This is a genomic window from Buttiauxella sp. 3AFRM03, from assembly GCF_003675305.1.
Taxonomy (GTDB): domain Bacteria; phylum Pseudomonadota; class Gammaproteobacteria; order Enterobacterales; family Enterobacteriaceae; genus Buttiauxella; species Buttiauxella ferragutiae.
Genome location: NZ_CP033076.1, coordinates 2,868,716 through 2,881,516, shown reverse-complemented (window position 1 = coordinate 2,881,516; position 12,801 = coordinate 2,868,716). Strand labels below are relative to the sequence as shown.

Annotated in this window: 10 protein-coding genes and 1 pseudogene; 7 read left to right on the top strand and 4 right to left on the bottom strand. The window is 51.8% G+C overall.

Annotation, left to right across the window (positions count from 1 at the left end; genetic code table 11):
- Positions 1–7: 7 nt before the first annotated feature.
- The 3 genes and pseudogenes from D8682_RS14920 to argE all read right to left on the bottom strand — a co-directional run.
- A pseudogene (locus D8682_RS14920) lies at positions 8–130 on the bottom strand (fructose-6-phosphate aldolase); the annotation flags it as partial.
- 90 nt (positions 131–220) lie between these two features.
- Positions 221–2,872, bottom strand: coding sequence for a phosphoenolpyruvate carboxylase (gene ppc, locus D8682_RS14915; RefSeq protein ID WP_121814598.1), 2,652 nt, complete (start codon positions 2,870–2,872; stop codon positions 221–223).
- A 238-nt stretch (positions 2,873–3,110) separates the two neighbouring features.
- A complete protein-coding gene (gene argE, locus D8682_RS14910) occupies positions 3,111–4,262 on the bottom strand; it encodes an acetylornithine deacetylase (RefSeq protein WP_064541663.1) in 1,152 nt (383 codons plus the stop codon).
- A 183-nt stretch (positions 4,263–4,445) separates the two neighbouring features.
- Between argE and argC the strand changes: the two genes are divergently transcribed.
- From argC to oxyR, 5 genes are all read left to right on the top strand, one after another.
- A complete protein-coding gene (gene argC / locus D8682_RS14905) occupies positions 4,446–5,450 on the top strand; it encodes an N-acetyl-gamma-glutamyl-phosphate reductase (RefSeq protein WP_121814597.1) in 1,005 nt (334 codons plus the stop codon).
- 12 nt (positions 5,451–5,462) lie between these two features.
- Positions 5,463–6,239 carry an acetylglutamate kinase gene (gene argB, locus D8682_RS14900; protein ID WP_121814596.1) on the top strand — a complete coding sequence of 259 codons (777 nt, stop codon included), beginning with the start codon at positions 5,463–5,465 and terminating at the stop codon, positions 6,237–6,239.
- Between the two features lie 18 nt (positions 6,240–6,257).
- Positions 6,258–7,475, top strand: a complete 1,218-nt coding sequence (locus tag D8682_RS14895; protein WP_064541654.1) for an argininosuccinate synthase — start codon at positions 6,258–6,260, stop codon at positions 7,473–7,475.
- A gap of 157 nt (positions 7,476–7,632) precedes the next feature.
- A complete protein-coding gene (gene argH, locus D8682_RS14890) occupies positions 7,633–9,006 on the top strand; it encodes an argininosuccinate lyase (protein ID WP_064541651.1) in 1,374 nt (457 codons plus the stop codon).
- A gap of 267 nt (positions 9,007–9,273) precedes the next feature.
- Positions 9,274–10,200 carry a DNA-binding transcriptional regulator OxyR gene (gene oxyR, locus D8682_RS14885; protein WP_064541648.1) on the top strand — a complete coding sequence of 309 codons (927 nt, stop codon included), beginning with the start codon at positions 9,274–9,276 and terminating at the stop codon, positions 10,198–10,200.
- Here the strand turns inward: oxyR and sthA are convergent.
- Positions 10,174–11,574 carry a Si-specific NAD(P)(+) transhydrogenase gene (gene sthA / locus D8682_RS14880; protein ID WP_064541645.1) on the bottom strand — a complete coding sequence of 467 codons (1,401 nt, stop codon included), beginning with the start codon at positions 11,572–11,574 and terminating at the stop codon, positions 10,174–10,176. The genes oxyR and sthA overlap by 27 nt on opposite strands.
- Positions 11,575–11,767: 193 nt before the next feature.
- Between sthA and fabR the strand changes: the two genes are divergently transcribed.
- Both fabR and D8682_RS14870 read left to right on the top strand, forming a co-directional pair.
- Positions 11,768–12,412 carry an HTH-type transcriptional repressor FabR gene (gene fabR, locus D8682_RS14875; RefSeq protein ID WP_074388501.1) on the top strand — a complete coding sequence of 215 codons (645 nt, stop codon included), beginning with the start codon at positions 11,768–11,770 and terminating at the stop codon, positions 12,410–12,412.
- A 14-nt stretch (positions 12,413–12,426) separates the two neighbouring features.
- Positions 12,427–12,783, top strand: a complete 357-nt coding sequence (locus D8682_RS14870; RefSeq protein WP_064541639.1) for a YijD family membrane protein — start codon at positions 12,427–12,429, stop codon at positions 12,781–12,783.
- Positions 12,784–12,801: the final 18 nt, after the last annotated feature.

Genomic DNA, 12,801 nt, shown 5'->3' with positions numbered 1-12,801 from the left:
ATTTCCCTTATAAGTGGATAGGGTCAAGTCCGTGAGTCGAGTCTTGCCCGAACTTCACTACTACTGACTCTACCGTAGGGGTGTTGAGTATTTGTTGAGCTACATCTAACGGCAGGGTGATCGTTTCGCAGACTGGCAGTTAATATCGTGGGTGGCACCGCATAGGGGTAAAAACAAAAACCCCGCTTGCGCGGGGTTTGAAAACTGCCTGATTTCGGGCTTAACCCGTGTTACGCATACCTGCCGCAACACCGGCAATGGTCACCATCAGCGCCTGTTCTACCTGCGCATTTGGTTCCTCACCTTTCTCTTCCAGTTGACGAGAACGGTGCAGCAATTCAGCCTGCAATACGTTCAACGGATCGGTGTAGATGTTACGTAACTGGATAGATTCGGCGATCCACGGCAAGTCGGCCATCAGATGGGAATCGTTGGCGATATCCAGCACCACTTTGATATCCGCTTCCAGTTGGTCGCGTAGCTGTTTACCTAGCTTCCACAGTTCCGGTTTCACCAGACGTTGGTCGTAGTATTCCGCCAACCACAAGTCAGCTTTGGCAAAGACCATTTCCAGCATCCCAAGGCGTGTCGAGAAGAATGGCCAGTCGCGGCACATCGTTTCCAGCACATCTTGTTTGCCATCTTCGACAACTTTTTGTAACGCGGCACCCGCGCCCAACCAGGCTGGAAGCATCAGACGGTTCTGCGTCCAGGCGAAAATCCATGGAATGGCTCGCAGAGACTCAACGCCACCGTTAGGTTTACGTTTCGCAGGGCGTGAACCCAGCGGCAGTTTACCCAGTTCCAGCTCTGGTGTTGCTGAACGGAAATACGGCACGAAGTCTTCGTTTTCGCGGATATACCCACGATACATATCACAGGAGGTCGCAGACAGATCCTCCATGATATGTTTCCACTCTTTCTTCGGCTCTGGCGGCGGCAGCAGGTTAGCTTCAAGAATCGCACTGGTGTAGAGCGACAGGCTGCTGATAGTGATTTCCGGCAGACCGTATTTGAAGCGAATCATCTCGCCTTGTTCAGTCACGCGCAGGCCGCCTTTCAGGCTGCCCGGCGGTTGAGAAAGCAGAGCTGCATGCGCTGGCGCACCGCCACGACCGATAGAACCGCCGCGTCCGTGGAACAGCGTCAGGGTAATTCCGGCTTTCTCGCAGGTTTTGATCAGCGCATCTTGTGCCTGATACTGCGCCCAGGATGCCGCCATCACGCCTGCGTCTTTTGCCGAGTCAGAATAGCCAATCATGACCATCTGTTTGCCCTGAATAAAGCCGCGATACCAGTCGATATTCAGCAACTGAGTCATTACGTCGTCGGCGTTGTTCAGGTCGTCGAGGGTTTCGAACAGTGGAGCCACAGGCAGCGCGAAAGTGCAGCCCGCTTCTTTGAGTAACAGGTGAACCGCCAGCACGTCCGACGGCGTTTTTGCCATCGAAATCACGTAAGCCGCGATTGAACCACGTGGAGCTTCGGCAATGACTTTGCAGGTATCCAGCACTTCGCGAGTTTCTTCGCTCGGTTCCCACTGGCGCGGCAAAAGTGGACGCTTAGAGTTCAGTTCACGGATCAAGAAGGCTTGTTTGTCCGCCTCGGACCAGCTTTCGTAATCACCAATGCCCAGGTAGCGAGTCATCTCGCCCAGCGCTTCGGTATGGCGAGTACTTTCCTGGCGGACATCAATGCGCACCAACGGAACGCCGAAGCATTTCACGCGGCGCAAGGTGTCGAGTAACTGACCGTTAGCGATAATGCCCATACCGCAAGCTTGTAGCGACTGGTAACACGCGTAGAGCGGATCCCAAAGCTGTTCGTTTTGCGTCAGTAAACCTTCTGGTTGTGGCAGATGCTGGCCTTTCAGGCGTGCTTCCAGCCAGGCTTGAGTCACCATTAATTGCTGACGAATGCCTTTCATGATGCAACGGTACGGCTCTTGTGCGGCGTCCGGGCCTGCAAGTTCGCTCAGTTCAGGCGTGCATTCCACCATCGAAAGCTCAGAAATCAGCACCTGAATATCGCGCAGGAACAGGTCGGTGGCTTTCCAGCGGCTGAGCAACAGCACGTGGCGGGTAATATCGGCGGTCACGTTCGGGTTGCCGTCGCGGTCGCCGCCCATCCAGGAGGTGAATCGTACCGGGACGAAATCGACCGGCAGTTTGTAATTCAGATTGTCTTCGAGTTGCTCGTTCAGTTCGCGCAGGTAGTTAGGAACCCCTTCCCACAGGCTGTTTTCAACTACCGCAAAACCCCATTTCGCTTCATCTACAGGGGACGGGCGGTATTTACGGATTTCATCGGTGTGCCAGGCCTGTGCCACCAGTTGGCGCAGACGGCGCATAATCTGGTTACGTTCGTAATCGGCAATGTCGCTATGGTCGAGTTGTTTCAGGCAGCTGTTTACTTCAACCAGCTTGTGAATCAGGGTGCGGCGGGTGATTTCGGTTGGGTGTGCGGTCAGAACTAATTCTAATGACAGCGATTCAACAGCATCACGAACGGCATCTTCGCTAATATCCGGCTGATTTTTTAATTTTTGGAGTGTCTTAGCGATAACTTCGGGATTGCTGGCGGCTTCGCCATTAGCGGAAATACTGTGATATTGCTCGGCGGTGTTGGCCAGGTTCAGGAACTGGCTGAATGCACGGGCTACAGGGAGTAGTTCGTCATTAGACAGGTTCTGTAACGTGGTGAGCAACTCTTGACGGTTCGCTTCATTGCCCGCTCGTGACGATTTCGACAACTTACGGATTGTTTCTACCCGGTCAAGGATGTTTTCACCTAATGCATCTTTGATGGTATCCCCGAGCAACTTGCCGAGCATACTGACATTACTTCGCAAAGCGGAATATTGTTCGTTCATTGTAGTCCCACACACCCCATCTTTTTATGTAACTTAATTTCACCCGTGAAGGTTCAACACCGTCTTTATAAAGCCACGTAAGTTATCATTCGTCAATTGCTACGAAATCGTTTCAGCAAACGAATAAATGGCGCTAATTCATGAAATTTAATTACTAACTTCGTGGATAAGCGTTTCTTATGAGGATCCGCTAAAAAGCAGCTGAAAAAGGGGGCAAAACCCCCTGAATCGCTATTTTTCAATGCCAGCAAAAATGATGCACAACCTGTGTAATGAGTTTGCGAGTTGGCTCGATAAACCGTGTTTCGAGGTATTCGTCCGGCTGGTGTGCCTGGTTTATAGAACCTGGTCCCAGAACCAGCGTCGGGCAAATGGTCTGAATAAATGGCGCTTCGGTGCAGTAGTTCACCACTTCTGTTTGCGCGCCTAATAACTTTTCGACCACTTGTACTAGCTGGTGGTCTTTGGCGCACTCATAGCCCGGAATCGGCGGGTGAAGTTCAGAAACCGTCAGGCGGCCTGGCCATTTCTGGCTTACCGGTTCCAGCGCTTCGTTAAGCAAACCGTTAAGATCATTTAACGTAAGGCCCGGAAGCGGGCGAATATCCATATGCAGTTCACAACAGGCACAAATACGGTTGGCGGCATCGCCACCGCTGATATGGCCGAGGTTTAGCGTTGGATACGGCACGGTGAAGGCATCGTGGTGATAACGCTCTTTCAGCGTGTTTTTCAGCGACATGATGTGGCCGATTGCGTCGTGCATCAGTTCGATAGCGTTCACGCCCCGAGCGGGATCGCTGGAGTGACCGGACTGGCCAAGAATGCGGATTGCGTTAGAGATATGGCCTTTGTGGGCGCGCACTGGCTGCAACGAAGTCGGCTCACCAATAATGGCGCAGTCCGGGCGTATGCTGGTGTTTTCAGAGAAATAGCGTGCGCCCGCCATAGTCGTTTCTTCATCGGCGGTTGCCAGAATATAGAGCGGCTTTTTAAGCGTCGTCACATCCACATCGCGCAGCGCATCGAGAATAAAGGCGAAGAAACCTTTCATATCGGCAGTGCCGAGGCCGTACAGTTTATTTTCATGTTCGGTCAGCGTGAACGGATCGCGTGTCCAGCGGCCATCGTCGAACGGAACGGTATCCGTGTGACCCGCCAGCAACAACCCACCGGCACCGGTACCGGTGCTCGCCAGCATATTGAATTTATTACGTGTACCTGGTACGGGTTGTATTTCGACATTAAAGCCAAGATCGCGGAACCAGCCCGCCAGCAAATTGATTAAAGACTGATTGCTCTGATCCAATGCACTGTCGGTAGCGCTGATGGAAGGGGTGGCGATCAATGCGCGGTAAATCTCGATAAAAGGAGGTAATTTCATCTTCACTGTTGACAGGCCTTAGCTCAGGTTGGTATACATAATCATGCAGTAATATTGAATAAAAATACATTATTACCTGCCGCGATGGAACCCCTGGTTCCGGTGGATTGAACCACGTCGTTGTACGTTGGGTGATGGCTTTCAGCTGACACCTTTAGCAGACACAACCTAAGAAGGTGTACAGCCGAGATGTTGAATACGCTGATTGTTGGTGCCAGCGGTTATGCAGGCGCAGAGCTTGTGACCTATTTGAATCGCCATCCTCATATGAACATAACCGCTTTGACGGTTTCAGCGCAAAGTAATGACGCAGGAAAATTGATATCTGATTTGCATCCGCAATTAAAAGGTATCGTGGACATGCCGTTACTGCCAATGTCGGATATCAGCGAATTTACCGATGGTGTGGATGTTGTTTTTCTTGCCACAGCCCATGAAGTCAGCCATGACCTGGCACCGCAGTTTCTTGCGAAAGGCTGCGTTGTCATTGACTTGTCCGGTGCATTCCGCGTCAACGATGCTAAGTTTTATCAACTCTATTACGGCTTTACGCATCAGCACCCTGAATTGCTGGAGCAGGCGGTTTATGGCCTCGCGGAATGGCAGAGCGACAGAATAAAAGAAACCAGTTTAATTTCTGTGCCTGGCTGCTATCCAACGGCCTCCCAACTGGCGTTAAAACCTCTGATTGAAGCGGGTTTGCTGGATTTAAACCAGTGGCCGGTGATTAACGCAACCAGCGGTGTGAGCGGTGCAGGGCGCAAAGCGGCGATCTCTAACAGTTTCTGCGAAGTGAGCCTGCAACCGTATGGCATTTTTAATCATCGCCATCATCCCGAAATTGTCACGCATCTCGGGACTCCAGTGATTTTCACTCCACACTTGGGCAATTTCCCGCGCGGGATTTTGGCGACCATTACTTGCCGCCTGAAAGCCGGGGTGACCCAGCAGCAAGTCGCCGAGGTGTTTAATCAGGCTTATCAAGATAAACCGTTAGTGCGCCTGTATGACAAAGGCGTGCCAGCACTGAAAAACGTGGTTGGCCTGCCGTTCTGCGATATTGGTTTCGCAGTGCAGGGCGAGCATCTGATTGTCGTCGCGACCGAAGATAACCTTCTGAAAGGCGCGTCGGCCCAGGCTGTGCAGTGCCTGAATATTCGTTTTGGCTTTGCCGAAACGCAGTCTCTTATTTAATCGGCTGGGTGAATGATGAATCCATTAATTATCAAATTAGGCGGCGTACTGCTGGATAGCGAAGAAGCGCTGGAGCGCTTGTTTACCGCGCTGGTGAACTATCGTCAGTCCCATCAACGTCCGCTGGTGATTGTTCACGGTGGTGGCTGTGTGGTTGATGAGCTGATGAAAAAGCTCTCCTTACCGGTGACCAAGAAAAACGGCCTGCGTGTTACGCCTGCTGACCAGATTGACATTATTACCGGTGCGCTGGCGGGTACGGCGAACAAAACGTTGTTGGCGTGGGCCAAAAAACATGACATCAATGGTGTCGGTCTTTGCCTCGGCGATGGCGACAGCGTCACGGTGACCAAACTCGATGAAGCATTGGGCCATGTCGGCCTTGCAAAGCCAGGTTCAGCTAAGCTGATTACCACGCTGCTGGATTCCGGTTTCCTGCCGATTGTTAGCTCTATTGGCGTTACCGCTGAAGGCGAGCTGATGAACGTCAATGCCGATCAGGCCGCTACGGCACTGGCTGCCACGCTCGGCGCGGATCTCATTCTGCTGTCAGACGTCAGCGGTATTCTGGATGGCAAAGGGCAACGTATTGCAGAAATGACGGCGGCAAAAGCCGAGCAGTTGATCGCTCAAGGCATTATTACCGACGGCATGATTGTTAAGGTTAACGCGGCGCTGGATGCAGCACGTACGCTGGGTCGCCCGGTGGATATTGCGTCATGGCGTCACGCGGAGCAGTTACCTTCTTTATTTAACGGCGTGGCCATTGGCACCCGTATTCTGGCTTAGTTTTGAAAGGATAAGACAATGCAAAATCACGGCATCAAAAAAATCGTTCTCGCTTATTCTGGCGGCCTTGATACTTCAGCCATCATTCCATGGCTGAAAGAAAACTACGGCGGCTGTGAAGTGGTCGCTTGTGTGGTGGATATCGGCCAGGATCGTGAAGACCTGAAAGGTGTTGAGCAAAAAGCACTGCGCTCTGGCGCAACTGAGTGTTATGTCGTTGATGCGCGTGAAGAATTCATCAGCGATTACGTCTATCCAGTATTGCAGACTGGCGCACTGTACGAAGGCAGCTACCTGCTGGGTACGTCTATGGCGCGTCCGCTGATTGCGAAAGCACTGGTTGATGTCGCCACTAAAGTGGGCGCCGATGCGCTGTGCCACGGTGCGACCGGCAAAGGTAACGACCAGGTCCGTTTCGAATCCACCTGGGCTGCACTGGCTCCACATCTGAAAGTGGTTGCGCCATGGCGTGAGTGGGATTTGCGTTCCCGTGAAGCGTTGCTGGATTACCTGAAAGAGCGTGATATTCCGACCACCGCGTCACTTGAGAAAATCTACAGCCGTGATGAAAACGCATGGCACATCTCCACTGAAGGCGGCGTGCTGGAAAGCCCATGGAATGCACCAAACAAAGATTGCTGGGTGTGGACTGTTGACCCTAAAGAAGCGCCAGACCAGGCAGAGCAAGTGACGGTTACTGTTAAGCAAGGCAAAGTGGTTGCGGTTAACGGCGAAACCATGACGCCTTATCAGTGCCTGGAAACGCTGAATAAGATTGGCTCTAAACACGGCATTGGCCGTATCGATATCGTAGAAAACCGTCTGGTGGGGATTAAATCCCGTGGCTGCTACGAAACCCCAGGAGGCACCATTATGATGGCGGCACTGCGTGGTGTTGAGCAGTTGGTTCTGGATCGCGATAGCTTCAAATGGCGTGAGCAACTGGGCCTGGAAATGTCTTACGTGGTTTACGATGGCCGTTGGTTCGCGCCGTTGCGTAAATCTTTGCAGGCATCTGCTGAATCGCTGGCAGCAGAAGTGAACGGCGAAGTGGTGCTGGAGCTGTATAAAGGCCAGGTTACCGCGACGCAGAAAAAATCTCCTGACAGCCTGTACAGCGAAGAGTTCGCGACCTTTGGTGAAGACGAAGTGTATGACCATAGCCATGCGGGCGGCTTTATCCGTCTGTTCTCGCTGTCGTCACGTATTCGTGCACTGAACGAACTGAAGAAGTAATCAATAGCCTCCCTCTCCTGGGGGAGAGGGCCGGGGTGAGGGCGTCTGTAGTCAAAATTTCCCCTCACCCTAACCCTCTCCCTTAGGAGAGGGGATCAGAATGGTTTAACTCTTCTCATTCAGAGAAGGGAACAAAAGAATTTAATGGAGCATCAATATGGCACTTTGGGGTGGACGTTTTACTCAGGCAGCAGATCAGCGGTTCAAATCGTTCAATGACTCATTACGTTTTGACTACCGACTGGCTGAGCAAGACATTGTCGGTTCTGTCGCCTGGTCCAAAGCGCTGGTTACCGTTGGTGTTCTGACCGTTGCTGAACAACAGGAGCTTGAGCAAGCGCTTAATTTCCTGCTTGAAGAAGTTCAGGCGAATCCGCAAGCCATTCTTGAGAGCGATGCGGAAGATATTCATAGCTGGGTGGAAGGGAAGCTCATCGATAAAGTTGGTGCGCTTGGTAAAAAACTCCACACGGGCCGTAGCCGTAATGACCAGGTCGCCACCGATCTTAAACTGTGGTGCAAAATGCAAATCAGCGAATTGCTGGGGGCGACTCGCCAATTGCAACAGGCGCTGATTGAAACCGCTGAAAACAACCAAGATGCCGTGATGCCGGGTTACACGCACTTGCAACGTGCGCAGCCAGTGACGTTTGCGCACTGGTGCCTGGCTTATGTTGAAATGCTGGCGCGTGACGAAAGCCGTTTACAGAGCACGCTCGAACGCCTGGACGTTAGCCCTTTGGGTAGCGGCGCACTGGCAGGCACGGCTTATGAAATCGACCGTGATCAACTGGCGGGCTGGTTAGGTTTTGCCTCGGCCACCCGTAACAGCCTCGATAGCGTGTCCGATCGTGACCACGTCCTGGAACTGCTTTCTGACGCGTCTATCGGCATGGTTCACTTATCGCGTTTTGCTGAAGACCTGATTTTCTTCAACACGGGTGAAGCGGGCTTTGTTGAGTTATCTGACCGCGTGACATCAGGTTCTTCCCTGATGCCGCAGAAGAAAAACCCAGATGCGCTGGAGCTTATTCGTGGCAAATGTGGCCGTGTGCAGGGTGCGCTGACTGGCATGATGATGACCCTGAAAGGTCTGCCGCTGGCGTACAACAAAGACATGCAGGAAGACAAAGAGGGCTTGTTTGACGCGCTTGATACCTGGCTCGATTGCCTGCATATGTCCGTGTTGGTGCTGGATGGCATTCAGGTGAAGCGCCCGCGTTGTAAAGAAGCTGCAGAGCAGGGTTATGCCAACGCAACTGAACTGGCTGATTACCTGGTCGCGAAAGGGGTTCCTTTCCGTGAAGCGCACCACATTGTGGGTGAGGCCGTAGTGGAAGCGATTCGTCAGGGCAAGGCGCTGGAAGCTTTGTCGCTCGCCGATTTGCAAAAATTCAGTGCGACGATTGGTGACGATGTTTACCCGATTCTGTCTTTGCAATCTTGCCTGGATAAACGTTCAGCCAAAGGCGGCGTGTCTCCGAAACAGGTAGCACAGGCGATTGTCGACGCGAAACAGCGTCTGGTTTAACGTTATCTGCAAGATAAGAAGAGCCTGGCCTTGTGCCGGGCTTGTTTGTTTATAAGGGATAAAAAAAGAGCGGACATAATGTCCGCTAAATGATTCACGTTGGCTTCAGTAGGTCATTCGGAGAACTGAGTTCTCACAACACATTCCAGAGTCGTAGATGGTTTGTGCTGTTGATGGCTATTATTGAACATCAATGGTTGATAGGGATAATCGTTCGTTGCTATGATTTCTATCGCCATGGTCTATCATGGCGCCGGAGGATAGAGAATGAATATTCGTGATCTTGAATACCTGGTGGCGTTATCTGAACATCGTCACTTTCGCCGGGCAGCGGATGCCTGCCACGTCAGTCAGCCAACGCTGAGCGGCCAGATTCGTAAACTTGAAGATGAGCTCGGCGTAATGTTGCTTGAGCGCACTAGCCGAAAAGTATTGTTCACTCAGGCAGGTTTACTGCTGGTGGATCAGGCGCGTACTGTGCTGCGCGAAGTTAAAGTCCTGAAAGAGATGGCGAGCCAACAAGGCGAAGCGATGTCCGGGCCGCTACACATTGGTTTGATCCCAACCGTTGGGCCTTATCTGCTGCCGCAGATTATCCCGATGCTGCATAAAACTTTCCCCAAACTAGAAATGTATCTTCACGAAGCGCAAACCCATCAACTGCTTGCGCAGCTTGATAGCGGCAAGCTTGATTGTGCGATTCTGGCTTTGGTGAAAGAGAGCGAAGCGTTTATTGAAGTACCGTTATTCGACGAGCCGATGATGCTGGCGATTTATCAGGATCACCCATGGGCCGAGCGCGATCGCGTCCCGTTGTCTGATTTAGCGGGTGAAAAGCTGCTGATGCTGGAAGACGGGCATTGTCTGCGCGATCAGGCGCTGGGTTTCTGTTTTGAAGCGGGTGCAGACGAAGATACGCATTTCCGTGCAACTAGCCTTGAAACGCTGCGTAACATGGTTGCGGCAGGCAGTGGAATTACATTATTACCTGCGCTGGCCGTGCCGAATGAGCGTTGCCGTGATGGTGTCGTCTATCTGCCATGTTATAAACCAGAACCGCGCCGGACTATCGGCCTGGTTTATCGTCCGGGTTCTCCGCTGCGTGGTCGCTATGAGCAACTCGCAGAGGCCATCCGTACACACATGGATGGCCATTTTGAGCCAGCGTTAAAACAAGCGGTTCAAGCCGTTTAGTGCCGCAACCCGATAGGCTTCCGCCATGGTCGGGTAGTTGAAGGTGGTGTTAACAAAGTACTCAATCGTGTTGCCGCCACCTTTCTGCTCCATAATCGCCTGGCCGATGTGAATAATTTCAGCCGCGCGCTCACCGAAGCAGTGAATACCTAAAATCTCTTTTGTCTCGCGATGGAAGAGAATTTTTAGCGTACCCACGTTCATGCCAACAATTTGTGCACGAGCCAGGTGCTTGAACTGAGCCCGTCCTACTTCGTACGGCACTTTCATCGAGGTCAATTGCTGTTCGGTTTTGCCGACGGAGCTGATTTCCGGAATGGTATAAATACCGGTCGGAATATCTTCAATCAGATGAGCAGTTGCTTCGCCTTTGACCATCGCTTGCGCGGCAATTCGCCCCTGATCGTAGGCCGCAGATGCCAGGCTTGGATAACCAATCACATCGCCCACGGCATAAATATGCGGCTGTGCAGTCTGGTACATGCTGTTGACCTTCAACAGACCACGGCCATCCGCTTCCAGCCCGACATTTTCCAGTGACAATGAATCGGTATTACCGGTGCGTCCGTTGGCATAAAGCAGGCAGTCAGCTTTCACTTTTTTGCCTGATTTCAACGAGACAATTACACCATCTTCCACACCTTCGATTTTCTCGAACTCTTCGTTGTGGCGAATAACGACACCGCTATTCCAGAAGTGATAAGAGAGCGAATCGGACATCTCTTGATCGAGAAACGCCAGCAGGCGATCGCGGGTGTTAATCAAATCAACCTTAACGTTCATGCCACGGAAAATCGACGCATACTCGCAACCAATTACCCCAGCACCATAAATAATGACGTGGCGTGGTTCGTGGTGCAGGTTAAGAATGGAATCGCTGTCGTACACGCGTGGGTGGCTGAAATCGACTTCTGGTGGACGATAAGGGCGTGAACCACAGGCGATAATAAATTTATCGGCGGTGATCATTTCTACCGAGCCATCGTGGCATTCCAGCGAGATGGTGTGTTCATCTACAAAACGTGCATCGCCCTGCAGCATCTCGCAGCGGTTGCGCTCGTAGAAGCTCTGGCGCATGCGAGTTTGTTGGTTAATAACGCTGTCGGCGTGATTAAGAATGTCGGCGAAGGAAGAACGGAGAAGATGGGTGTGGTCGCTGTATAAAGGGTTTTGATTAAATTCGATAATGCGGCTGACGGCGTGGCGGAGGGCTTTCGAGGGGATGGTTCCCCAGTGGGTACAACCGCCACCCACATTATGGTAGCGCTCGACGACAGCTACCCTTGCTCCAAGTTTCACCAGCCCCATTGCAGCGCCTTCGCCGCCAGGACCGGAACCAATTACTATTGCGTCATAATCGTAGGTGTGTGACATGGTAAGGCTTACCTGTTCTTATACATAAAAGCAACACGATGGTAACATCAACGCCGGGATAACCCAATTGTCGTTGTGCTTTTTACTGCGTAACGCGAGGAGGGTCGCGTAAACAATCATTCACAATCCTGTATAAAAGCAGTTAAGTTATTCTCTGGTATAGTGCGGGCTCGATTTAAGGGATTCAGGCAACATGATGGGTGTAAGAGCGCAACAAAAAGAAAAAACCAGGCGTTCTCTGGTGGAAGCCGCGTTTAGCCAGTTAAGTGCTGAACGAAGTTTTGCCAGCCTGAGTTTGCGCGAGGTCGCTCGTGAGGCTGGTATTGCGCCAACATCGTTTTATCGCCATTTCCGTGACGTTGATGAGCTTGGGCTGACAATGGTCGACGAGAGTGGACTGATGCTGCGCCAGTTAATGCGCCAGGCCCGCCAAAGAATTGCCAAAGGAGGAAGCGTAATTCGTACCTCCGTCTCAACATTTATGGAATTTATCGGTAATAATCCCAACGCGTTCCGTTTGCTTTTACGTGAGCGTTCTGGAACGTCAGCCGCATTTCGTGCCGCCGTCGCGCGTGAAATTCAGCACTTTATTGCGGAACTTGCTGATTATCTGGAACTCGAAAATCGTATGTCGCGCAGCTTTACTGAAGCGCAGGCAGAAGCGATGGTGACGATTGTTTTTAGTGCTGGTGCCGAAGCGTTAGACGTCGATGCCGATCAGCGTCGTCAGCTTGAAGAGCGTCTGGTACTTCAGTTGCGCATGATTTCCAAAGGTGCGTATTACTGGTATCGCCGGGAGCAAGAAAAAATGGCATTGGCTCAAATATCTGAAGAGTGAATGAAGGAAGGGCAATGAAACAGTTACAAGATAGAGGTACGCTCGGGTTAGCGTTTATTGCAGGCCTTGCGATCAACGGAACGTTTGCCGCAGTGTTCAGCTCGGTTGTGCCGTTTTCCATTTTTCCAATTATCGCGCTGGTGCTGACGGTGTACTGTTTGCATCAACGCTACCAAAACCGCACGATGCCGGTGGGTTTGCCAAGTATCGCAGCGGCTTGTTTCGTGTTGGGCGTGTTGCTGTATAGCGCAGTGGTACGCGCTGAATATCCAGCTATTGGCTCCAACTTCTTGCCAGCGGTTCTTTCGGTCGCATTGTTGTTCTGGATTGGTATTAAAATCCGCGCACGTAAATCCCAGGTGACGGAATAGCAGCCTGCTCTAAAACAA

Coding starts and splice junctions, on each gene's coding strand:
- ppc (WP_121814598.1), bottom strand. CDS start 2,872: ATGAACGAACAATATTCCGCTTTGCGAAGTAATGTCAGTATGCTCGGC.
- argC (WP_121814597.1), top strand. CDS start 4,446: ATGTTGAATACGCTGATTGTTGGTGCCAGCGGTTATGCAGGCGCAGAG.
- argB (WP_121814596.1), top strand. CDS start 5,463: ATGATGAATCCATTAATTATCAAATTAGGCGGCGTACTGCTGGATAGC.
- D8682_RS14895 (WP_064541654.1), top strand. CDS start 6,258: ATGCAAAATCACGGCATCAAAAAAATCGTTCTCGCTTATTCTGGCGGC.
- argH (WP_064541651.1), top strand. CDS start 7,633: ATGGCACTTTGGGGTGGACGTTTTACTCAGGCAGCAGATCAGCGGTTC.
- oxyR (WP_064541648.1), top strand. CDS start 9,274: ATGAATATTCGTGATCTTGAATACCTGGTGGCGTTATCTGAACATCGT.
- sthA (WP_064541645.1), bottom strand. CDS start 11,574: ATGTCACACACCTACGATTATGACGCAATAGTAATTGGTTCCGGTCCT.
- fabR (WP_074388501.1), top strand. CDS start 11,768: ATGATGGGTGTAAGAGCGCAACAAAAAGAAAAAACCAGGCGTTCTCTG.
- D8682_RS14870 (WP_064541639.1), top strand. CDS start 12,427: ATGAAACAGTTACAAGATAGAGGTACGCTCGGGTTAGCGTTTATTGCA.